At 67.8% G+C, this 21,845-nt stretch carries 22 protein-coding genes; 11 read left to right on the plus strand and 11 right to left on the minus strand.

The features are described from left to right. Positions 1 to 3: 3 nt before the first annotated feature. Both KRX52_RS16420 and KRX52_RS16425 read right to left on the minus strand, forming a co-directional pair. Entirely contained in the window at positions 4 to 906 is a 903-nt protein-coding gene (locus tag KRX52_RS16420) for an E3 ubiquitin ligase family protein (protein ID WP_217682808.1), read from the minus strand. After that, the gene (locus tag KRX52_RS16425; RefSeq protein ID WP_217682809.1) at positions 906 to 1,478 is read right to left on the minus strand and encodes a LemA family protein; all 573 of its coding nucleotides are present in this window, start codon (positions 1,476 to 1,478) and stop codon (positions 906 to 908) included. The genes KRX52_RS16420 and KRX52_RS16425 overlap by 1 nt, the downstream gene beginning before the upstream one ends. Positions 1,479 to 1,679: 201 nt before the next feature. Here KRX52_RS16425 and KRX52_RS16430 point away from each other — a divergent pair, with 201 nt between their 5' ends. The 4 genes from KRX52_RS16430 (at position 1,680) to KRX52_RS16445 (ending at position 6,827) form a co-directional block, all read left to right on the plus strand. Then, positions 1,680 to 3,023 (plus strand): imelysin family protein, encoded by a 1,344-nt coding sequence (locus KRX52_RS16430; RefSeq protein WP_217682810.1) that lies wholly within the window; start codon positions 1,680 to 1,682, stop codon positions 3,021 to 3,023. A 118-nt stretch (positions 3,024 to 3,141) separates the two neighbouring features. Then, the gene (locus KRX52_RS16435; protein ID WP_217682811.1) at positions 3,142 to 4,563 is read left to right on the plus strand and encodes a di-heme oxidoreductase family protein; all 1,422 of its coding nucleotides are present in this window, start codon (positions 3,142 to 3,144) and stop codon (positions 4,561 to 4,563) included. Positions 4,564 to 4,574: 11 nt separating this feature from the next. Continuing rightward, entirely contained in the window at positions 4,575 to 5,666 is a 1,092-nt protein-coding gene (locus tag KRX52_RS16440) for an imelysin family protein (RefSeq protein WP_217682812.1), read from the plus strand. Positions 5,667 to 5,729: 63 nt separating this feature from the next. Next, a complete protein-coding gene (locus KRX52_RS16445; protein WP_217682813.1) occupies positions 5,730 to 6,827 on the plus strand; it encodes a DUF1513 domain-containing protein in 1,098 nt (365 codons plus the stop codon). A gap of 108 nt (positions 6,828 to 6,935) precedes the next feature. Here KRX52_RS16445 and KRX52_RS16450 read toward each other — a convergent pair whose 3' ends face one another. The 5 genes from KRX52_RS16450 to KRX52_RS16470 form a co-directional block, all read right to left on the minus strand. Continuing rightward, the gene (locus KRX52_RS16450; protein ID WP_217682814.1) at positions 6,936 to 7,163 is read right to left on the minus strand and encodes a hypothetical protein; all 228 of its coding nucleotides are present in this window, start codon (positions 7,161 to 7,163) and stop codon (positions 6,936 to 6,938) included. A gap of 5 nt (positions 7,164 to 7,168) precedes the next feature. Continuing rightward, positions 7,169 to 7,867 (minus strand): lipopolysaccharide kinase InaA family protein, encoded by a 699-nt coding sequence (locus KRX52_RS16455; protein ID WP_217682815.1) that lies wholly within the window; start codon positions 7,865 to 7,867, stop codon positions 7,169 to 7,171. A 3-nt stretch (positions 7,868 to 7,870) separates the two neighbouring features. Next, complete coding sequence (locus KRX52_RS16460) at positions 7,871 to 8,551, minus strand: class I SAM-dependent methyltransferase (RefSeq protein ID WP_217682816.1); 681 nt, start codon at positions 8,549 to 8,551, stop codon at positions 7,871 to 7,873. An 81-nt stretch (positions 8,552 to 8,632) separates the two neighbouring features. Beyond that, on the minus strand, positions 8,633 to 9,907 hold the full coding sequence (locus KRX52_RS16465; protein ID WP_217682817.1) for a sensor histidine kinase: 1,275 nt from the start codon (positions 9,905 to 9,907) through the stop codon (positions 8,633 to 8,635). Then, on the minus strand, positions 9,897 to 10,580 hold the full coding sequence (locus tag KRX52_RS16470; RefSeq protein ID WP_217682818.1) for a response regulator transcription factor: 684 nt from the start codon (positions 10,578 to 10,580) through the stop codon (positions 9,897 to 9,899). The genes KRX52_RS16465 and KRX52_RS16470 overlap by 11 nt, the downstream gene beginning before the upstream one ends. A 167-nt stretch (positions 10,581 to 10,747) precedes the next feature. Here KRX52_RS16470 and KRX52_RS16475 point away from each other — a divergent pair, with 167 nt between their 5' ends. Together KRX52_RS16475 and KRX52_RS16480 are read left to right on the plus strand one after the other, a co-directional pair. After that, entirely contained in the window at positions 10,748 to 12,721 is a 1,974-nt protein-coding gene (locus KRX52_RS16475; RefSeq protein ID WP_217682819.1) for an LTA synthase family protein, read from the plus strand. Continuing rightward, complete coding sequence (locus KRX52_RS16480) at positions 12,718 to 13,467, plus strand: phosphatase PAP2 family protein (RefSeq protein ID WP_437439712.1); 750 nt, start codon at positions 12,718 to 12,720, stop codon at positions 13,465 to 13,467. Before KRX52_RS16475 ends, KRX52_RS16480 begins: the two co-directional genes overlap by 4 nt. A 106-nt stretch (positions 13,468 to 13,573) precedes the next feature. Here KRX52_RS16480 and groL read toward each other — a convergent pair whose 3' ends face one another. The 3 genes from groL to KRX52_RS16495 all read right to left on the minus strand — a co-directional run bounded on the left by groL (position 13,574) and on the right by KRX52_RS16495 (position 16,198). Next, positions 13,574 to 15,214 carry a chaperonin GroEL gene (groL, locus tag KRX52_RS16485; protein ID WP_217682821.1) on the minus strand — a complete coding sequence of 547 codons (1,641 nt, stop codon included), beginning with the start codon at positions 15,212 to 15,214 and terminating at the stop codon, positions 13,574 to 13,576. A gap of 52 nt (positions 15,215 to 15,266) precedes the next feature. Then, positions 15,267 to 15,560, minus strand: coding sequence for a co-chaperone GroES (locus KRX52_RS16490; protein WP_217682822.1), 294 nt, complete (start codon positions 15,558 to 15,560; stop codon positions 15,267 to 15,269). Positions 15,561 to 15,754: 194 nt separating this feature from the next. After that, the gene (locus KRX52_RS16495; RefSeq protein WP_217682823.1) at positions 15,755 to 16,198 is read right to left on the minus strand and encodes an FxsA family protein; all 444 of its coding nucleotides are present in this window, start codon (positions 16,196 to 16,198) and stop codon (positions 15,755 to 15,757) included. A gap of 284 nt (positions 16,199 to 16,482) precedes the next feature. Here KRX52_RS16495 and KRX52_RS16500 point away from each other — a divergent pair, with 284 nt between their 5' ends. Genes KRX52_RS16500 through KRX52_RS16510 form a run of 3 tightly spaced genes read left to right on the plus strand, consistent with a single transcriptional unit; the run spans position 16,483 to position 19,224 of the window. Next, on the plus strand, positions 16,483 to 17,241 hold the full coding sequence (locus KRX52_RS16500; RefSeq protein WP_217682824.1) for an SDR family oxidoreductase: 759 nt from the start codon (positions 16,483 to 16,485) through the stop codon (positions 17,239 to 17,241). A 50-nt stretch (positions 17,242 to 17,291) separates the two neighbouring features. After that, positions 17,292 to 17,645 carry an MGMT family protein gene (locus tag KRX52_RS16505; RefSeq protein WP_217682825.1) on the plus strand — a complete coding sequence of 118 codons (354 nt, stop codon included), beginning with the start codon at positions 17,292 to 17,294 and terminating at the stop codon, positions 17,643 to 17,645. A gap of 34 nt (positions 17,646 to 17,679) precedes the next feature. Further along, a complete protein-coding gene (locus KRX52_RS16510) occupies positions 17,680 to 19,224 on the plus strand; it encodes an AmpG family muropeptide MFS transporter (protein ID WP_217682826.1) in 1,545 nt (514 codons plus the stop codon). Between the two features lie 87 nt (positions 19,225 to 19,311). Here KRX52_RS16510 and KRX52_RS16515 read toward each other — a convergent pair whose 3' ends face one another. Next, on the minus strand, positions 19,312 to 19,791 hold the full coding sequence (locus KRX52_RS16515) for a YajQ family cyclic di-GMP-binding protein (protein ID WP_217682827.1): 480 nt from the start codon (positions 19,789 to 19,791) through the stop codon (positions 19,312 to 19,314). 141 nt (positions 19,792 to 19,932) lie between these two features. Here KRX52_RS16515 and KRX52_RS16520 point away from each other — a divergent pair, with 141 nt between their 5' ends. Both KRX52_RS16520 and KRX52_RS16525 read left to right on the plus strand, forming a co-directional pair. Then, complete coding sequence (locus tag KRX52_RS16520; protein WP_217682828.1) at positions 19,933 to 20,901, plus strand: GGDEF domain-containing response regulator; 969 nt, start codon at positions 19,933 to 19,935, stop codon at positions 20,899 to 20,901. Then, the gene (locus KRX52_RS16525) at positions 20,898 to 21,809 is read left to right on the plus strand and encodes a putative 2-dehydropantoate 2-reductase (RefSeq protein ID WP_217682829.1); all 912 of its coding nucleotides are present in this window, start codon (positions 20,898 to 20,900) and stop codon (positions 21,807 to 21,809) included. The genes KRX52_RS16520 and KRX52_RS16525 overlap by 4 nt, the downstream gene beginning before the upstream one ends. The last annotated feature ends 36 nt before the right edge of the window (positions 21,810 to 21,845 follow it).

The raw sequence follows: 21,845 nt of genomic DNA on the forward strand, positions 1-21,845 counted from the left end.
GCCCTACCAGCCCTGGGTCAACAGCCAGGTCCCGGCCAGCGCCCCGCCCAGACAGAGCAGCGCCCCGCCCGCCGCCTGCCAGCGGAAGGCCCGCGCCAGCTCGTCCTCGCCCTTGCAGGACAGCAGAAACGGCAGCGCTTCCTGCGGCTGGCGCAGGTGGTTGAGCTCTGGCGCGCCGCTCGCCGCCCGGTGCCGGTCCTCGGCCTCCAGCTGCGCGGCCAGGCGGACCAGGCGCCACTCCTGGTCATTGAGATCGCCGCTGCCGTCGCGGTCGAAGCGCGCCAGCAGGCCGCGGAAGTCCTGCTTCCACTCGCGGACCACCGCGGCCTGCGCCGCCGCCAGATCCAGTCCCTGGCGGCCGCCGCCGCTGGTGCGGAACTCGCCCAAGGCATACAACGGCTCGCCGGCGTGCAGGCGCTCCTCGACGTAGCGGTAGCGCTTGCCCATGCCCAGCAGCTGCCCGAGCAGGCCGTGATGGTCCTCGCGCTGCGGATGACGCCGTTCGCCGTGCCAGACTTCGCGCCTGGCCGGACGCACCTCGGCGCCGACCGGATTGATCAGGCACTGCCCGGAACCGTCCTCGAAGCCCAGCCAGCCCTCGCTGCTGGCCGACTCCAGCACCCGCCAGGACTTGCTCTTGCCGCTCTCGCGGTACTCCTCGATGCGGTAGCGCCACCACAGGCACGGCTTGCCGGTCAGCGGCGCAGTCAACGGCTCGCCCGGCCCGGCCAGCAGCACGCCGTACAACTCGACATAGCCCTGCGCCGCCGAGCGGACCCTGGAGGTCGGCATGTCTTCCAGCAGGCGAGCCTGCGCCAGGCGCTGCAGGCACCACCAGCCGCCGCCGAGGCAGGCCGCCGCGGCCATGCCGAGGCCGACCAGCAGGCCCGGTTCCAGCGCGGCCATCAGCCGAACAGCGGCTTGAGGTCGACGTCGGCCTTCTCCGCCTCGCTGAACTGCAGCAGGTCGGCGGCCTGGAAGGCGAACATCCGGGCAATCAGCACATCGGGGAACTGCTCGATGCGCACGTTGTTGAGGTTGACCGACTCGTTGTACAGCTCGCGGCGGTCGGCAATGCCGTTCTCCAGCCCGGTGATGCGCTGCTGCAGGTGCTGGAAGCTCTCGTTGGCCTTGAGCTGCGGGTAGTTCTCCGCCACCGCGAACAGCTGGCCGAGGCCGGCGCGCAAGCCACTCTCGGCGCGACCGAGGGCACCGACGTCGCCCTGCTCGCGGGCGCTGGCCACCGCACTGCGCGCGGCGATCACCGCCTCGAGGGTGGTGCGCTCGTGCTGCATGTACTGCTTGCAGGTTTCCACCAGCTTGGGCAGCTCCTCATGGCGCTGGCGCAGCAGCACGTCGATGTTCGACCACGCCTTGCCCACCCCGTGCTTGAGGCGCACCAGGGCGTTGTAGATCAGCACGGCATAGCCGGCCAGCAGGACGATGACCACCAGAATGGCGACAGTACTCAGACTCATGCGCAGAACTCCCTGTGAAATGGCCACCATTGTAGCGACGGCATGGCGGCAGCGCCGAGCCATGCTGCACAGGTCATCGTGCACAAGCCGCTCGGCCCGACCGATAGTGCGCGACAGCCCTTCCCATTGATGCGAATATTTCGCATTATGTTCTGACAGCGCTTCCCAGCTACCCTCCATCGACTCCACAAGGATTGCCTCATGCCCCGTCTGCCCCTGGCTGCCGCCAGCCTTCTGGCTCTCTCCATCGCGCTCGCCGGATGCGGCGAGGACAAGCAGCCCGCCGCCCCTGCGCAGAGCGCCACGCCAGCGGCCCAGACCAGCGCGCCGGCGGTTGCTGCGGCGGCCCACCTCGATCCGGCGGCCGCCAAGGCCGTGGTCGGCCACTACGCCGAGCTGGCTGGCGCGGTGTTCGCCGACGCCCTGAGCAGCGGACAGCATCTGCAGCAGGCGGTCGACGCCCTGCTCGCCGCACCCAGCGCGACCACCCTCCAGGCGGCGCGCGAAGCCTGGCTGGCGGCACGCGTGCCCTACATGCAGAGCGAGGTGTTCCGCTTCGGCAACCCGGTGGTCGACGAATGGGAAGGACAGCTCAATGCCTGGCCGCTGGACGAGGGGCTGATCGACTACGTCGCCGCCGACTACCAGGCGGCCCTCGGCAACCCCGGCGCCACCGCCAACATCATCGCCAACCCATCGATCCAGATCGGCGAGGACAAGGTCGACGTCAGCCAGATTACCGGCGAGCTGCTGGCCAGCCTGAACGAGCTGGGCGGCTCGGAAGCCAACGTCGCCACCGGCTACCACACCATCGAATTCCTGCTCTGGGGCCAGGACCTCAATGGCAGCAATCCCGGTGCCGGCAACCGCCCGGCCAGCGATTACCTGATCGGTGACGGCGCCACCGGCGGCCACAACGAGCGGCGCCGCGAATACCTCAAGGCCGTCACCGCCCTGCTGGTCCACGACCTCGAATACATGGCCGGGCAGTGGCAGGCCGGGGTCGCCGGCAACTACCGCGCCAGCCTGGAAGCCGAGCCGGCCGAGAACGGCCTGCGCAAGATGCTGTTCGGCATGGGCAGCCTGTCGCTCGGCGAGCTGGCCGGCGAGCGCATGAAGGTGGCGCTGGAAGCCAACTCCACCGAGGACGAGCAGGACTGCTTCAGCGACAACACCCACCACTCGCACTTCTACGACGCACTGGGCATCCGCAACGTCTTCCTCGGCGAATACCGCCGCGCCGATGGCAGCGTGCTGGGCGGTCCGAGCCTGGCGGACCTGCTGGCCAAGGCCGACGCGCAGACCGCCGGCACCCTGCGCGCCGACCTGGACGCCAGCCAGGCGGCCCTGCAGAAGCTGGTCGACAGCGCCGAGAAGGATGGGGTGCACTTCGACCAGTTGATCGCTGCCGACAACCCTGCCGGCCAGCAACTGGTGCGCGACGCCATCGCCGCGCTGGTCAAGCAGACCGGCGCCATCGAGCAGGCCGCCAGCAAGCTGGGCCTCGGCGACCTCAACCCGGATACCGCCAACCACCAGTTCTGAGTACCCGGCCGGCGGCAGCGCAGCGCTGCCGCCGGGCCAGTCTTCACGCCCCTGGGCAGCAGTGCCAACCCGCCCGCGTGACACTCAGCCGTCCCTGGCCGCCATGGAGTCCATTGCGATGCCCGTCCTGCCTGCGCTGCGCCTGCTTGCACCGCTCACCCTCGGCCTGCTGCTGGGAGCCTGCGACCAGGCACCGCGCTTCACCGGCGCCGAACCCGGCGAGCAGCTCTCCGGCGGGGCCACCACGGTCAGCCAGAGCGACCGCAATGCCTTCTCGCTGCCGTCGGCCAACCTCTCGCCCACGCGCCGCCTGGACTTCAGCGTCGGCAACAGCTTCTTCCGCAATCCCTGGGTGATCGCTCCGTCGACCACCACCGCACGCGACGGCCTCGGCCCGCTGTTCAACACCAACGCCTGCCAGAACTGCCACATCAAGGACGGCCGCGGCCATCCGCCGGGCAACGCGGCGGACAACGCGGTGTCCAGCTTGGTACGCCTGTCGATCCCCGCCCGGCCCGGCCAGGAAGCCATCCTCGAAAGCCAGGGCCTGATTCCCGAGCCGGCCTACGGCGGCCAGCTGCAGGACATGGCGATTCCCGGCGCAGCCCCGGAAGGCAAGGTGCGGGTCACCTATACCAGCGAAGTGGTCACCCTCAGGGACGGCACACGGGTCGAGCTGCAGAAGCCCGAGCTGCAGATCAGCCAGCTCGGCTACGGCGAAATGCACCCGGACACCCTGTTCTCCCTGCGCGTGGCGCCGCCGATGATCGGCCTCGGCCTGCTCGAGGCGATTCCCGAGGCTGCCATCCTCGCCCACGCCGACCCGGACGATCGCGATGGCGACGGCATCTCCGGACGGCCCAACCAGGTCTGGGATCGCGCCAGCCAGAGCACCCGTCTCGGCCGCTTCGGCTGGAAGGCCGGCCAGCCGTCGCTGAACCAGCAGAACGCCGATGCCTTCTTCAATGACATGGGTCTGTCCACCCCAGTGATCGCCGGCAGCAGCTGCAGCCCGGCGCAAGGCGACTGCCGCCAGGCAGCGCACGGCGGCGTGCCGGAGGTCAGCGACCACCTGCTCGCCCAGGTGCTGTTCTACACCCGCAACCTCGCTGTGCCGGCCCGCCGCCAGGTGGACGAGCCGCAGGTGCTGCGTGGCAAGGGCCTGTTCCACCAGGCCGGCTGTGCGGGCTGTCACACGCCGCGCTTCAGCACGGCGGCCGACGCCGCCGAGCCGGAACTGGCCAGCCAGACCATCCGTCCCTACAGCGACCTGCTGCTGCATGACATGGGCGCCGGACTGGCGGACAATCGCCCCGAATTCCAGGCCAGCGGCCGCGAATGGCGCACGCCACCGCTGTGGGGCATCGGCCTGACGGAGACCGTCAACGGCCATACTCGCTTTCTCCACGACGGCCGCGCGCGCAATCTGCTGGAGGCCATCCTCTGGCATGGCGGCGAGGCCGAAGCCGCGCGCCAGGCGGTGATGGCCTTCGACGCCGACCAACGCACCGCCCTGCTGGCCTTCCTCGATTCCCTGTAAAGGAGCTATTCATGCTGCGCCCCGCCCTGCTGTCCCTGGCCCTGCTGACCGCCCTCGCCGGCTGCTCGAAGAGCGAGCCGCCGCAGCCGAAGAAAGAGCCTTTCGCCGCCGCCAGCGCCGCACTGACCGACGCCGTGCTGCTGCCGGCCTATACCCGCTGGACCGACAGCGACCGCCAGCTGGCCGACAGCGCCCGCGCCTTCTGCAGCGGCGAGCAGGCGCTGCCCCAGGCGCGCCAGGCCTACCTGAACGCCTTCGGCGCCTGGGCCGCGCTGCAGCCGCTGGCCATCGGCCCGCTGGGTGAAGGCAACCTGTCCTGGCAGGTGCAGTTCTGGCCGGACAAGAAGAACCTGGTGGCACGCCAGGTCGACGCCCTACTCGCCAGCAAGCCGCAGCTCAAGCAGGCCGACCTGGAAAGCGCCAGCGTGGTGGTGCAGGGCCTGACCGCCTACGAATACCTGCTGTTCGACCAGGGCATCGATCTCGCCGATCTCAAACAGAAACGCCGCTACTGTCCGCTGCTGCTGGCCATCGGCACCCACCAGCAGGCCCTGTCGGCCAAGGTGCTGGGCGCGTGGCTGGGTGAGCAGGGCCTGGCCAACCAGCTGAAGAACATCCCCAACTCGCGCTACGCCGAAGGCCGCGAGGCGCTGGGCGAGCTGCTGCGCGCCCAGGTCAATGCCCTCGAAGGGCTGAAGAAAAAGCTCGGCACCCCGCTGGCCCGTGGCACCAAGGCGATCCCGCAACCCTACCAGGCCGAGGCCTGGCGCAGCGGCGCTTCGCTGGCCAGTCTCGACGCCAGCCTGGCCACTGCCGAGACGCTGTGGCGCGGCCAGGCCAATGGCGACGGTGCCGGCGTGCGCAGCCTGCTGGGCAAGGATCAGGCCGACCTCGCCACGCGCATCGATGCCGCCTATGCGGAAAGCCGTCAGCGCATTGCCGCCCTAGGCCAGCCGCTGACCGCCTTGCTCGCCGACGAAGCCGGGCGTACCAGCCTGAACCAGTTGTACGACAGCCTCGACACCCTGCATCGCCTGCACGGCAACGATCTGGCCAAGGCGCTGGGCATCCAGCTGGGCTTCAACGCCCACGACGGCGACTGAGTCCTCCTGCCGAGCGCCGCAGCCCGACCGGCTGCGGCCTCGCCTTCCCGTGACGGAGCCCCCATGCAACGACGCTTCTTCCTCGGCCTCGGCGGCGCCCTGCTCGCCGCCTCCGCCCTTGGCGGCTGGACCCTCGGCCGCAGCGCCGGCCAGGCGCCGCTGCTGCTGTCCGCCCGCAACGACGCCGACGGCCGTCACTACGCGGTCGGCTATGGCCTCGACGGCCGGCTGCGGTTCGCCACCGCCGTCGCCGAACGCTGCCACGACGTGGTGCCGCACCCGACGCGGCCGCTGGCGCTGTTCGTCGGCCGCCGCCCCAGTCGCGAAAGCTACCTGATCGACACCCGCGACGGCCGCCTGCTGCAGACTCTCGCCAGCCCCGCGGAACGCCATTTCCAGGGTCACGCCGTCTTCCACCATGGCGGCGAATGGCTGTACAGCACCGAGAACGACACCCGCGAGCCCGGCCGCGGGGTGCTCGGCGTCTGGCGTCTGGACGGCAGCCGCCTGCTACGCAGCGACGAGCTGGCCAGCCACGGCGTCGGCCCGCACCAACTGCTGTGGCTGCCCGATGGCGAGACCTTGGTGGTAGCCAACGGCGGCATCCGCACCGAGGCCGATAGCCGCGAGAAGATGAACCTCGACGCCATGGAACCGAGCCTGGTGCTGCTGCGCCGCGACGGCACGCTGATCAGCAAGGAGCAGCTGCCGGAGCGGATGAACAGCGTGCGTCATCTGGCGGTAGCCCGCGACGGCACCGTGGTCAGCGGCCAGCAGTACGAGGGCGATCCCGCCGACGCGGCGCCGCTGGTGGCGATCAAGCGCCCCGGCCAGCCGTTCCAAGCCTTCCCGCTGGGCGAGGCACAGCGCCAGGCGATGCACCAGTACACTGCCAGCGTGGCGATCCACAGCGAGCTGCGCTTGCTGGCGATCACCGCCCCGCGCGGCAACCGGGTATTCATCTGGGACCTGGACAGCGCCGCACTGCGCCTCGATGCCCCGCTACCCGACTGCGCCGGCGTCGCCGCCTGCGCCGAGGGCTTCGTGGTCAGCTCCGGGCAGGGCCGCTGCCGCCTGTTCGACTGCCGCCAGGGCGAGATCCGCCTGCAGGCGCTGCAGCTGCCGGCCGGGCTGTGGGACAACCACCTGCGTCTGGCCTGACGGCCGACGCGCCCACGGCATCGCGCCGAACCCCGTCAGCGGAAAACACAACGGCCGCCCGGCAATGACTGCGGGGCGGCCGTTGTGCTGTTCAGGGTCCGCGTCGACTCAGCTGCTCATGCCTTGCACCAGGCCAAACAGCATCAGCAAGCCCTGCGGGTCGGACTGGCCCGACGACTGCGCCGTCGCCCCAATGGGGCTCTGGGCCAGCGGCTGCTCGGTCAGGCCGCTGCTGCGGATGACCGTCAGCCCGGGCTGCCACCAACTGACGGCGGCCTGCGCGGCCACCCCGAAAGCCGCGGCCAGGAACAGGCCGCGGATGAGATACGGTGCCATGTCGATTACTCCTCGATACCGTGGCCGGAGACCTCGAGGTAACCGTAGTTGAGGGCACTCCACTCCTGCTCGCCCCATGACGAGTGGCGCCGCAGCTGGCGCACGTCATGGCGCGCCGCGCCGCGGACGCTGAACCGGCGGCGGCTCTTTTCCAGATCGAGCAGGGCCAGTTCGACCTGCTCCCCGGCACCGATGCGCAGGAAGATGTGCTTGGGATACAGGCAGCCATGCTGCCAGCGAGCCTGGTGCAGACGCGCCAGGAGGTTGCCCAGCTGCTGGAAGATGCGCTGGCGCAGCGACTCGCTCCAAGCCAGCGGTTCACCGCGGGCATAGATCGCTTCCAGGCTGTCGAAGCCGTCCAGCGCCGCCGTCACCAGCAACGCCTGCCAGCGCCCCTGCCGGCGCCGGGTCGCGCAGAACATCACCTGCGGCACCCCCACGCCGAGCGCGGCAAAAGCCTCCAGGGCACGCTGCTCGCGCAGCACGGTCGGCTCGCCGAGCGGGTGTTGCCAGTCGCGGTAGCAGTGATCGATCTGTTGCTTGCGGTACAGCAGGCGACCATCGCTGGTGCGCATGCGCTGCACGCCGCTCATGCCGCCACGTCGCTCGTTGGGCTCCTCGACCCACTCACCCGGCTCCGCCAGCCAACGGTCGAAAGCCTCGGCCGACGGCAGTTCCAGCAGGCTAGCCAATGCACTGCTCATGGCTCAGGCCTTGCGCAGCACGTAGACCCGCCACATGGCGTAACCCGGAACGAAGTCGTAATGGGTGTCGATGCGGAAACCGGCGGCCTTGAACTCGCGCTCGATCTGCTCGCGCTCGGCAACGAAGCGGTTCTGGTAGGTGCCAACCTTGCCACGGGCCAGACGACGCTGCTCCAGACGGCGGCGACGCCAGGACTTGAAGTTGCCATCCACCCACAGCGAGAGGATCACGCTATCGCGGGTCACCCGATGGAATTCGCGCAGCAGGACCGCGCGGTCCTTGGCTTCGCCGATGTGGTGCAGCAGGCGCATGGAGAAGATGCTGTCGACGGCATTGTCCGGCAGATCGATGGCGAATGCGGAAGTCTGCAGCGGCTTGACCCGCTTGACCACATCGGCAGGCTGCGAGCCAAGGGCGATGTTGAGCATGTGCTCGGAGTTGTCGGCGCCGATGATCACCCGGTTGGCCTTTTCCGCCAGCAGCGGCCAGAAGCGCCCGGCACCGCAGGGCAGGTCGAGCACCAGCCCCGGATCACCGGCGCGCTGCAGGGCCCGACGCGCCAGCTGCACGTCGCGCCAGTGCGACGCACGCCGCGACAGGCCATCCTGATGCTTCTCGAAATACTGCTGGGCGTGCTCGGCATCGTATTTGCGGGAAAACTCGAGCTCGACAGGCTTGGTCATTGAAGGACTTCCAACGGTTGTTGATTGGCCAGACTAGCTGCGCGGACGTGATATTCGAGTCAACCAAATGTGAAAATTTCGTCAAACGGACGTCAGGCGCACCTCGAAACGACAGCCATGGGGCTGTGCCGACTGCAGGCGGATCTGCCAGCCCTCGTGCTCGCAGATCCGCTTGACCAGCGACAGCCCGAGCCCCAGACCGTCGCCGCGTTCGCGGTTGACGCGCACGAATGGCTCGAATACCGACTCGCGCAGGGCTTCGGGAATACCCTCGCCGCTGTCCTCGACGACGAAGCCATCGGCGCCCAAGCTCAGACGGATATGGCCGCTGTCGGTGTAGTGCCAGGCGTTGCGCAACAGGTTGCCGAGTACCGCACGCAGGAACGGCGCGTTGAACAGCGTCGACAACGAATGATCGGACAGGTAGTCGAGACGCAGCCCCTTGGTCTCGATCGGCGCGCGCCACTGCGCCACCAGCTCGTCGGCGACCTGCGCCAGCGTGGCCTGCTGCGCCAGACTGGCCTGGCCGGACTGGGCACGCGCCAGCAACAGAAAGGTCTGCACCAGTTCGCGCATGTCGCTGCTGGCGCGGGCAATACGCTGCACCTGGCGGCGTGCGCGCTCGTCCAGCGCCGGATTCTCCAGCAGCAGCTCGCAGGAGCTGGCCAGCACCATCAGCGGCGTGCGCAGCTCATGGCTGACGTCGCTGGTGAACATCTGTTCGCGATTGAGCACCTCGCGCAGCTGGTTGAGGGTCTCGTCGAAGGCCCCGGCCAGTTGGCCCACCTCGTCGGGGGCGTAATCCGGGGCCAACGGCGGCGCCAGGGCCAGCAGCTGGTCGCGGTGACGAACCTGGTGCGCCAAGCGCGTCACCGGCGCCATCACCTGGCGCGCCAGCAGCCAGCCGAGCGCGGCGGCCAGCAGCAGGCTGAAGATGAAGCCCACCGCCACCACGACATACATCAGATCCTCGCGCGCCTCGAAATCGCTCTGATCCTGCAGCAGCACATAGTGGCGTCCGCTCACCTCGCGCACCATGGCGTGGAAGGACTGCGGCCCGCGGAACACCTCGTGAAACCCCTCGTCCAGCCCGGCCACATCCTCGGTCATGGCCAACTCGACGGGGCCGTCGCTGACATAGAACAGCTGATCCGGCTGCGGCTGCAGGCGCCACTCATCCATGTTCTCCATCCGCAGCAGGCGGTCGAGATCGCGGCCGAGCTCGGCGGACAGCAAGCGCTTCTCGACCACGTGCACCGTCACCACCGTGCCCACGGCGAAGGCGCCGGCCACCAGCAGGCTCATCAGCACGAAAGCGGTGACGATCCGCTGCGACAGGCTCTGCCTAAACGCCATCGTCGCTCTCCGCCAGGCGGTAGCCCAGGCCATGCACGGTGTGTAGCAGCGGCCGCGGGAACGGTTTGTCGATCACCTGGCGCAGCTGGTGGATGTGGCTGCGCAGGCTGTCGCTGTCCGGGCAGTTGTCGCCCCACAGCGCCTCCTCGAGCGCCTCGCGGCGCAGCACGTGCGGGCTTTTCTGCATCAGCAGGGCCAGCAGCTTGAGCCCCAGCGGGTTGAGCTTGAGGCGGCGACCGCCGCGGCTGACTTCCAGGGTGTCGAGATCGTAGGCGAGGTCGGCCACCTGCAGCAGCCGCCGGCCGCCGCCCTGGGTGCGGCGCAGCACCGCCTCGATGCGCGCCGCCAGTTCGGACAGCGCAAACGGCTTGACCAGATAGTCGTCGGCGCCGGCCCGGAACCCTTGCAGGCGGTCGTCGAGCTGGTCGCGGGCGGTGAGCATGATCACCGGGATCTCGCTGCGCGCCTCGTCGCGCAGGCGCTGGCACAGGCTGTAGCCGTCCAGGCCGGGCAACATCACGTCGAGCACCAGCAGGTCGTAGTGGCCACTGGTCGCCAGGTGCAGGCCGGACAGGCCGTCCTGCGCACAGTCGACCGTGTAGCCCTTGAGCGTCAGGTAATCGGCCAGGTTGGCCAGGATGTCACGATTGTCTTCGACCAGCAGAATACGCATGCAAGTACCTCCTGCCGTCATCTTGCTGCGGCAGGTTTAGGGGATTCTTAAGTACTGCCAAGGTACTCAACCGCGTCGAGGTTTGACACATTTTTCACCCTAGGCTCACAAAGCCGCGACAGTGCCGGGAGCAAGCTGCGCGCATCGAACTGCCCGGATCCTTCGCCATGCCCCTGTTGCGCTCCGCTCCACTGCGTTACCTGTTACTCGTCCTGACCTGTTGGCTCGCCCTGTTCGCCCTGACCCGCAGCGTCCTGCTGATCGGCCACTGGTCGGAGGCCGCACTGGCCCTGAGCGACCTGCCCGCGCTGTTCCTGACCGGACTGGCCTACGACCTCGGCTTCCTCGCCTACGCTGCCATGCCGCTGGGCCTGTACCTGTTGCTCTGCCCGGCCGGCCTGTGGCGCCGTCGTGGCCACCGGGTGTGGCTGCACGCTCTGCTCGCCGTCAGCCTGTTCGCCATGCTGTTCAGCGCCCTCTCCGAATGGCTGTTCTGGGACGAGTTCGGCGTGCGCTTCAACTTCATCGCCGTCGACTACCTGGTCTACTCGGAGGAGGTGATCCACAACATCCTCGAGTCCTACCCGGTGTTCCGCCTGCTCGGCGCCATCGCCGTGCTCGCCATCGGCCTGACTCTCGCCCTGCGCCCGCTGGTGCGCCGCGCCCTGGACGCCGAGCTGCCGCCCCTGCGCCAGCGCCTGGCCGGTTTCGCCCTGCTCGCCGCCGGCTGCGGTCTCGGCTTCGCCCTGCTCGACCAGCAGCATCCGCGCGGCCTCGGCGGCAACGCCTACCAGCACGAACTGGCCAGCAACGGCCCCTACCAGTTCTTCGCCGCCTTCCGCAACAACGAACTGGACTACCAGCAGTTCTACCCGACCCTGGAGATGAGCAAGGTTGCCGGCATCCTGCGCCAGGAGTTGCAGGAGCCCAATGCCCGCTTCAACGACGGCGAGCCGCTGAATATCCGCCGGCAGATCGACAACCCCGGCCCGCCGGCCAAGCTCAACGTGGTGCTGGTCACCATCGAGAGCCTGTCGGCCAAGTACCTCGGCAGCTTCGGCGACAGCCGCGGTTTGACCCCCAACCTCGACCGCCTGCGCCAGGAAAGCCTGTTCTTCAACAACGTCTACGCCACCGGCACCCGTACCGACCGCGGCCTGGAAGCCATCACCCTGTCCGTGCCGCCGACTCCGGGGCGCTCCATCGTCAAGCGCATCGGCCGCGAGAGCGGCTACGCCAGCCTCGGCCAGCAGCTCGCGGTGCAGGGTTACGACAGCGTGTTCGTCTACGGCGGGCGCGGCTACTTCGACAACATGAACGCCTTCTTCGGCGGCAACGGCTACCGCATCGTCGACCAGAGCAGCGTACCGGAGCAGGACATTCACTTCGCCAATGCCTGGGGCATGGCCGACGAGGACCTCTATGCCCAGGCGATGAAGGTGGCCGACGCCGACCATGCCGCCGGCAAGCCGTTCCTGCTGCAGCTGATGACCACCTCCAACCACCGCCCCTACACCTACCCGGACGGGCGCATCGACATCGCTTCCGGCGACGGGCGCGAAGGCGCAGTGAAGTACACCGACTGGGCGATCGGCGACTTCCTCGCCAAGGCGCGCCAGAAGCCCTGGTTCGACGACACCGTGTTCGTCTTCGTCGCCGACCACTGCGCCGGCAGCGCCGGGATGGAGGACCTGCCAGTGGACAACTACCACATCCCGCTGTTCGTCTATGCGCCGAAGTGGATCCAGGCCCGCGAGGACGGCCAACTGGCCAGCCAGATCGACCTGGCGCCGACCCTGCTCGGCCTGCTCGGGGCGGACTACGAATCGACCTTCTTCGGTCGCGACCTGTTGCAGCCGCACAGCAATCCGCCGCGGGTACTGATCGGCAACTACCAGCACCTGGGACTGTTCGACGGACAGAACCTGGCGATCCTCAGCCCGAACCGGCTGATGCGTCGGCATGACGACGCCCTCGGCGCCAGCCGCGAACACACCGCCAACCGCGACGATGCGCTGATCGACCGCGACATCGCCTACTACCAGAGCGCCAGCTACGCCTTCAGCCACGGCCTGCTGACCTGGCGCGGCAAGCTGCCGGCTGGAACGACCCTCGGCCTGGCTGCGGAGACGACAAACTGATGCCCCCCTCGATTCCGGGCGCCTCGCGCCCGCTGCGCACCTGGCTGGCGCTGGGACTGCCACTGGCACTGATCGTGTTGCTGCTGGTGTTCGAGCCCACTCGCCTCGACTTCGCTCTGAGCGACCTGTTCTACCAGCCGGGAGTGGGCTTCAGCGGCGGGCACAGCGCGTTTCTCGAAGACTTCCTGCATGACCGCGCTAAGCAGGGCGTGATCGTCATCGGCGTGCTGGCCATCGCCGGCCTGCTGGCGAGCTGGCTGTACCGCCCGTGGGCGGCGCTGCGCCGGCCATTCGGTTACCTGGTGCTGGCCATGGCGCTGTCCACCGCCATCGTCAATCCGGTGAAGACCCTGACCGGGGTGCACTGTCCGTGGAGCCTGACCCAGTACGGCGGGGAAGAAACCTACAGCCCGCTGCTCGGCGAGCGGGCGCCGGTCGTGGACAAGGCCGGGCGCTGCTGGCCCGGCGGCCACGCCAGCAGCGGCTTCACCCTGTTCGCCCTGTACTTCGTCCTGCGCGACCGCAAACCGCGCCTGGCACGCGCCGCACTGCTGTTCGCGCTGACCCTAGGTACGGTGTTCTCCGTGGGCCGAGTCATGCAGGGCGCGCACTTTCTCTCGCACAACGTCTGGACGGCGCTGTTCGACTGGCTGATCTGTCTCGGCTTTTATCGCCTGATCCTTTATCGCCAGGCCCAGACCACGGCGCCCGCCCTGGCCACGCTGCCGCTGGAAAGCCGCAGCTGAGGTCTCTCGACACCCCAGCTTTGCGCCCCGGAGCGAAAAGCTGGGGCATAAAAAAACCCGCGCTAAGCGCGGGTTTTTTTATGCTTGGAGGCAGAAGCCGGGAGGCTTACATCATGCCGCCCATGCCGCCCATGCCACCCATGTCCGGCATGGCCGGAGCAGCCTTGTCGTCGACGATGTCGGCAACCATGGCTTCGGTGGTGATCATCAGGCTGCCGATGGAGGCTGCGGCCTGCAGGGCAGTACGGGTGACCTTGGCCGGATCGAGGATACCCATCTCGATCATGTCGCCATAGACATCGGTAGCGGCGTTGAAGCCGAAGTTGCCGTTGCCTTGCTTGACCTTGTCGACCACCACGCTCGGCTCGCCGCCGGCGTTGGCGACGATCTGGCGCAGCGGCGCTTCAACGGCGCGACGCAGCAGGGCGATACCGACGTTCTGGTCTTCGTTGTCGCCCTTCAGGGCTTCGATGGCCTGCAGGGCACGCACCAGGGCAACGCCGCCGCCAGGCACCACGCCTTCTTCCACGGCAGCGCGGGTGGCGTGCAGGGCGTCTTCGACGCGGGCCTTCTTCTCTTTCATCTCGACTTCGGTGCCGGCACCGACCTTGATCACGGCAACACCGCCGGCCAGCTTGGCCAGACGCTCTTGCAGCTTCTCTTTGTCGTAGTCGGACGAAGTTTCTTCGACCTGCTTGCGGATCTGCGCCACACGGGCTTCGATGTCGGCCTGAGCGCCGGCACCGTCGATGATGGTGGTGTTTTCCTTGTTCAGCACGACGCGCTTGGCGTTGCCGAGGTGCTCCAGACCGGCGCCTTCCAGCGACAGGCCGACTTCCTCGGAAATCACGGTGCCGCCGGTGAGGATGGCGATGTCCTGCAGCATGGCCTTGCGGCGATCGCCGAAGCCCGGCGCCTTGACCGCAGCGACCTTGACGATGCCGCGCATGTTGTTGACCACCAGGGTGGCCAGCGCTTCGCCTTCGACGTCTTCGGCGACGATCAGCAGCGGACGACCGGCCTTGGCAACGGCTTCCAGCACCGGCAGCATTTCGCGGATGTTGGAGATCTTCTTGTCGACCAGCAGCAGCAGCGGGCTGTCCAGCTCGGCCACCATGGTGTCCGGCTTGTTGATGAAGTACGGGGACAGGTAGCCGCGGTCGAACTGCATGCCTTCGACGACCGACAGTTCGTTTTCCAGGCCCGAGCCTTCTTCAACGGTGATCACGCCTTCCTTGCCGACCTTTTCCATGGCTTCGGCAATGATGTCGCCGATGGAGTTGTCGGAGTTGGCGGAGATGGTGCCGACCTGGGCGATGGCCTTGGTGTCGGTGCACGGCTTGGACAGGTTCTTCAGCTCGGCGACGATGGCGATGGTCGCCTTGTCGATGCCGCGCTTCAGGTCCATCGGGTTCATGCCGGCAGCAACGGCCTTCAGGCCTTCGTTGACGATGGCCTGGGCCAGTACGGTCGCGGTGGTGGTGCCGTCACCGGCCTGGTCGTTGGCCTTGGACGCCACGTCCTTGACCAGCTGGGCGCCCATGTTCTCGAAGCGATCCTTCAGCTCGATTTCCTTGGCGACGGAAACGCCGTCCTTGGTGATCAGCGGCGCGCCGAAGCTCTTTTCCAGCACCACGTTGCGGCCTTTCGGGCCGAGGGTGGCCTTGACGGCATCAGCCAGGACGTTTACGCCGACCAGCATCTTCTTGCGAGCGGAATCGCCGAACTTAACTTCTTTAGCAGCCATGTTCTTTCTACCTTAAATGGAATTCAGTGGACGCAGAAAAGGAAGCGGTTGATCAGGCTTCCAGCACGGCGAGGATTTCGCTCTCGGCCATCACCAGCAGGTCTTCACCGTCGACCTTGATGGTGTTGCTGCCGGAGTACGGGCCGAACACCACCTTGTCACCCACTTTCACTGCCAGCGGACGCACTTCGCCGTTGTCCAGCACGCGGCCGGCGCCGACGGCGAGCACTTCGCCTTGGTTCGGCTTCTCGGCAGCGGAACCCGGCAGCACGATGCCGCCTGCGGTCTTGGTTTCTTCTTCGCTGCGACGAATCACGACGCGGTCATGCAGAGGACGAAGCTTCATTGTCGATCTCTCCTAACAGGTTGTTTCCAGCGACCGGTGATATTCACCGGCGGGTTGGCGGATTCCGGCGTTGCCGGAGGCAATGTGACGGGCACATCGCGAAAGTCTGGGCGGCGATTGCAACAGCAATCTTGCGCTCCCCGCTTTATCGGGGCTGGCCTCGGTATTTCAAGGGGGGGAGGAGTAAAAAAGTTTCAGTCGTCGTGGCGTTTCCATTCGCCTTCGATGATCTGCGGACGCGACGGCGACGGCCCCTGCTGGCCGGCCTGCGCGGCGCGAGCCGAGTGCTGCGCGGCGCGGCGACCCAGACGGCGCTTGAGCAGGTGGCGGGTGAACGGCAGCAGGCAGAACAGGCCAAGCAGGTCGCTGATGAAGCCCGGCAGCAGCAGCAGGAAACCGCCCAAGGCCATCAGCAGGCCGTCGAGCATTTCCTGCTCCGGCATCTCGCCGCCGAGCAGCCGGGCACGCGCACGCCACGCGGTAGCCGGACCGGCGATACGCAGCAGGAAGCCGCCGACCAAGGCGCCGGCGATGATCAGCAGCAGGGTCGCCAGGACGCCGATGCTGCTGCCGACCTGGATCAGCAGGGCCAACTCAAGCAACGGGAAGAGGATGAAGACCAACAGCAGAAGGCGCATCGAATCGATTTTCCTGAACGGGCATGACACCCCAATGTGACATTAGATGGCGCTCGCGTCAGGGAAATTCAAGCCGGCCTGCCGCCACCCGTCGCCCGCCCCGCACGTCGCCGGACACAGCACGCCGATAAACCGCTTGACGACCACCCCCCTAAATGCTGCACTGCACAACGAAGCACCAACAGTGACGCTTCGCACAGAATCCAGCGCTGCCAATCGGCGCAACGGGCTGCTGCCGCACCCGCAGCACGGCCAGAAAACAACCACGGCACGGGGCTCCCTGCATGGAACTGAAAGACAAAGTCATCATCGTCACCGGCGGGGGCCAGGGCCTCGGCCGCGCCATGGCCGAACACCTCTCCCGCCGCGGTGCAAAACTGGCGCTGGTCGACCTCAACCCGGAAAAACTGGAGCAAGCGGTGAGTGCCTGCCGGGACAACGACGTCGAGGCACGCGCCTACGTGTGCAACGTCGCCGACGAGGTCCAGGTCGAGCGGATGGTACAGCAGGTGGCCGGCGACTTCGGCGCCATCCACGGCCTGATCAACAATGCCGGCATCCTGCGCGACGGCCTGCTGCTCAAGGTCAAGGACGGCGAAATCCAGAAACTCAGCCTGGCGCAGTGGCAGGCGGTGATCGACGTCAACCTGACCGGGGTATTCCTCTGTACCCGCGAAGTGGCAGCGAAGATGATCGAGCTGCAGTGCCAGGGCGCGCTCGTCAACATCTCGTCGGTCTCCCGCGCCGGCAACATGGGGCAGAGCAACTACAGCGCGGCCAAGGCCGCGGTGGCTTCGCTCACCGTGGTCTGGGCCAAGGAGCTGGCGCGCTACGGCATCCGTGTCGGCGCCATCGCCCCCGGCTTCATCGCCACCGACATGGTGGCCAGCATGAAGCCCGAGGCCCTGGAGAAACTGGCGGCGGGCATCCCGACCAAGCGCCTGGGCCATCCGGAGGAGATCGCCAGCGCCGCGGCGTTCATCTTCGAGAACGACTACTTCACCGGTCGCGTGCTGGAAGTGGACGGCGGCATCCGCCTGTAACCGCGCCGCAGCGCTATGCTGGGGCGTCCGTTTCCGCCGCGAGCCCCAGCATGCCCCCTTCATCGTCCTCAACCAGCCGTGCGGCGGACGATCGCCGCAGCGCCCTGTATGCCGTACTGGCCCAGGTGCCCAGCGGCAAGGTCGTCAGCTACGGCCAGCTCGGCGAGCTGGCCGGCCTCGCTCGCGCGGCGCGCTGGGTCGGCCGCTGCCTGAGCCAGCTGCCGGACGATACCGCCCTGCCCTGGCATCGCGTGCTTGCCGCTGGCGGCCGCCTGAGCCTGCCCGTCGACTCGGCTGCCGGCGCCGAGCAGCGCCGCCGCCTCGCCGCCGAGGGCGTGGCGCTGACGGGCAACCGGGTGGACATCCGTCGTCACGGCTGGCATCCCGGGCATCAGAGCAGTTAGAGTGCATACTTTGTCACGGATCCTGCCGCACTCCATGCCCCGTCGAACCTGGCGCGAAGCGTTCGCCACCTATGCCAGCCCCTCAGCCCTCGCCCTCCTGCTGCTCGGCTTTGCCGCCGGCCTGCCGATGGTGCTGGTGTTCTCCACCCTGTCGGTGTGGCTGCGCGAAGCCGGCGTGGCGCGCGAGACCATTGGTTACGCCAGCCTGATCGGCCTGGCCTACGCCTTCAAGTGGGTGTGGTCGCCGCTACTCGACCAGTGGCGACTGCCGCTGCTCGGCCGCCTCGGCCGACGCCGCTCCTGGCTGGTTCTGGCGCAGTTGCTGGTGGCCGCAGGTCTGGCCGGCATGGCGCTGTTCGACCCGCAGACCCACCTCGCCTGGCTGATCGCCGTGGCGGTGTTGGTGGCCTTCGCCTCGGCCACCCAGGACATCGCCCTCGACGCCTACCGCCTGGAGATCGCCGAGGACACCCAGCAGGCTGCCCTGGCCGCCTGCTATACCACCGGCTACCGGGTGGCCATGCTGCTGGCCACCGCCGGCGCGCTGTTCGTCGCCGAGGGCTTCGGCTCGACCGGCAGTGACTACCTGTATCCGGCCTGGGCCAGCACCTACCTGCTGTTCGCCCTGCTGATGCTGCCCGGCCTACTGACCACCCTGTGGATGGGTGAACCGCCGGTACCGCAACCGATCCAGCAGGCTGCCTCCCGCTACGGCCTGACTCACCAGCTGATTTCGGTCCTGGTGCTGATCGTCCTGCTGGTGTCGGTGCCGGCGATGTTCACCCAGCTCTACTACAGCGACGTGCAGGGCATGCTGGCCAGCCGCACGACCCTGCTCGATCTGTTCCGCGACGACCGCGCCTTCCTGCGCTTCACCCTCTACGTCATCCTCACCCTGCTGTGCCTGTCGTCCTTCGGCCGCCGCGGCCTGGCACCGGTGCTGACGCCGATCAGCGACTTCATCCAGCGCTATCGCTGGCAGGCCCTGGTGCTGCTCGGCCTGATCGCCACCTACCGCATGTCGGACACAGTGATGGGCGTGATGGCCAACGTGTTCTACGTCGACCTCGGCTTCAGCAAGGACCAGATCGCCAGCGTCAGCAAGCTGTTCGGCCTGGTCATGACCCTGCTCGGCGCCGGCGTGGGCGGCCTGCTGATCGTGCGCTTCGGCATCCTGCCGATCCTGTTCCTCGGTGGCCTGGCCTCGGCGGCGACCAATCTGCTGTTCGCCATGCTCTCCGGCATGGGGCCGAACCTCGAGATGCTGGTGATCACCATCTCGGCGGACAACTTCAGCGGTGGCCTGGCCACCGCCGCCTTCGTCGCCTATCTGTCGAGCCTGACCAACCTGCAGTTCTCCGCCACCCAGTACGCCCTGCTCAGCTCGATCATGCTGCTGCTGCCGCGCCTGATGGGCGGCTACTCAGGGGTGATGGTGGAGAGCCTCGGCTATGCCGACTTTTTCCTGGTCACCGCGCTGATCGGCATTCCGACCCTGCTGCTGATCGGCCTGCAGTGGGGCCGCGAGCGCCAACAGCCCAACGGCAGCGAGCTGAGCAAACCGCCGCAGTCGTCCTGACTGAGCAGACTGCAGAACGGCAAAGGCCAGCCTCGAGGGGCTGGCCTTTGTCTATTCGAGTGAGCGGCCCGCGGGCGCGGAGGACGATCAGTCGCGGAAGTTGTTGTACTGCAGCGGCATGCCCAGATCCTGGGTACGCAGCAGGGCAATGGCTTCCTGCAGGTCGTCACGCTTCTTGCCGGTGACGCGGACCTGCTCGCCCTGGATCGCGGCCTGGACCTTGAGCTTGTTATCCTTGATCAGGGCGACGATCTTCTTCGCCAACTCCTTGTCGATGCCTTCGCGCAGCGTCACCTCCTGCTTGACCACCTTGCCGGACGCATAGGGGTCCTTGTACTCCAGGCACTGGACATCGATCTTGCGTTTGACCAGTGACAGCTTGAGGATCTCGATCATCTGCTCGAGCATGAAGTCGGCCTCGGCCGTCAGGGTGACGGTCTTCTCCTTGAACTCGAAACTGCCCTTGCCGCGCAGGTCATAGCGGCGATCCAGTTCCTTGATGGCGTTGTCGACAGCGTTGGTCAGTTCGTGTTTGTCCAGTTCGGACACCACGTCGAACGAGGGCATGGGGACTCTCCAGATGGACGGCGCGACCCGGTTCACGGATGCATCGCGCCTGGCTTGCGGTAAAAATGAGCCCTCATTATAACTGAGCGCCTCAATGGTGCCGCCCCCGCCACCTCCTTCCCCTTCGCCGAGCCCATGCCCATGCCCGATCCCAACCTCAGCATCATGGTGGTGGACGACGCCCGGTTTTCCAGCGCGCTGATCGGCCGCGCCCTGCAGCAGGCCGGCTACCGCGACATCCGCTACGCCGGCAGCGCCAGCGAGGCGCTCGCCGAACTCGACCGGCGCCCGGCCAGCGTGCTGCTGGCCGACTGGATGATGCCGGAAATGGACGGGCTGGAACTGACCACGCAGGTCCGCCTGCTTGAGGAATTCGGCGAGCACTACACCTACATCATCCTGCTCACCGGCGGTGATGGCGACAACCTGCTGAGCGAGGCCTTCGACCGCGGCGTCGACGACTTCGTCAACAAGGCCACGGTCAACGAGCAGCTGGTGCCGCGGGTACTGGCCGCCGACCGCCTGTGCGGCACCATGCAACGTCTGCTGCAGGAAAAACGCCTGCTGGCGCACAACATCGCCAACCTCGAGCAGCGCAACGTCGTCGATGCGCTGACCGGCCTGGGCAACCTGCGCTACCTGCGCCAGCGCCTCGGCGATGCCCTGCGCCAACTCGAGTCGCGCGGCGGCGCTCTGTGCTATCTGCTGATCAGCCTGGAGGATCTGCGCAGCCGGCACGGCGAGGGCTTCCAGCGCGAGTTGCTGTACAACATCGCGCGCCGCCTGCGCAACATGGTGCGCCCGCTGGATGTGCTGGTGCGCCTGGACGACCGTCAATTCGCCGTGGTCGCCATGGTCAACGACCTCCGCGAGTGCAGCCCCAGCAGTTTCCGCCGCCTGCACGATGGCCTCAACCTCAAGGCGCTGAAGACCAGCGAGGGCTTTCTGCAGGTCAACGCCGCCGTGGCCATGGTCTGTGTCGACGCCAGCGACGCTCCGCTGCGCATCGACGACCTGCTCCGCCAGGCTGCCGAGCAGCTCGACGAGGCACGCAGCAGCGGGCGCATCGCCAGCCACCGGGTCAAACGCACCCAAGCCTCCGCGCCATGACCTGGCACGTGCTCGGCGCCGGCAGTCTCGGCGGAATCTGGGCCGCCCGCCTGGCCCTGGCCGGCCTGCCGCTATCTCTGCTGCTGCGCGACGAGCGTCGTCTCGCCCAGTTTCAAGCCGCCGGTGGCCTGACCTTCGAGCAGGACGGCCGCTGCCAGACCCTGCCGATAGCCGCCGAAACCCTCGCCGCAACCACGCCCATCCGCCGCCTGCTGCTGGCCAGCAAGGCCTACGATGCCGCCGCGGTCGCCCGCGCCCTGCGCCCGCGCCTGGCCGCGGACGCCGAGGTGATCCTGCTGCAGAACGGCCTGGGCAGCCAGGACGAGGTCGCCGCCCTGCTGCCGCAGGCGCGCTGCCTGTTTGCCTCCAGCACCGAAGGCGCGTTCCGGCGCGCCGACTTCCACGTGGTGTTCGCCGGTACCGGGCACACCTGGCTCGGCAGCGTACCGGCAACGCCGGCTCCGGACTGGCTGGACGAGCTGGCGCAGGCCCAGATCCCCGTCAGCTGGACTGCGGACATCCTGGCCCGCCTGTGGCGCAAGCTGGCCCTGAACTGCGCGATCAACCCGCTGACCGTGCTCTATGGCTGTCGCAACGGCGGCCTGCAGGCGCATGCCGATGAAGTGGCGGCGCTGTGCCGCGAGCTGGCCGAACTGCTGGTCGCCTGCGGCCAGGCGAGTGCCGCCAGCGGCCTGCAGGCGGAAGTGGCGCAGGTCATCGCCGCCACGGCCGCCAACTACTCCTCCATGTATCAAGACGTCGCCGCCGGCCGCCGTACCGAGATCGCCTACCTGCTCGGCCACGCCTGCCGCGAGGCCGCGCGCAGGCAGCTCGCACTACCGCATCTGCAAACCCTCGAAGGGCGCCTGCGCAGCCATCTGGCCAGCCGCGGATTGCCGCAGGACTGACCAGCCGCTACCCTGCCGCTTCCCGCGCCACAGGAG

The organism is Geopseudomonas aromaticivorans, from assembly GCF_019097855.1.
Classification (GTDB): Bacteria; Pseudomonadota; Gammaproteobacteria; order Pseudomonadales; family Pseudomonadaceae; genus Geopseudomonas; species Geopseudomonas aromaticivorans.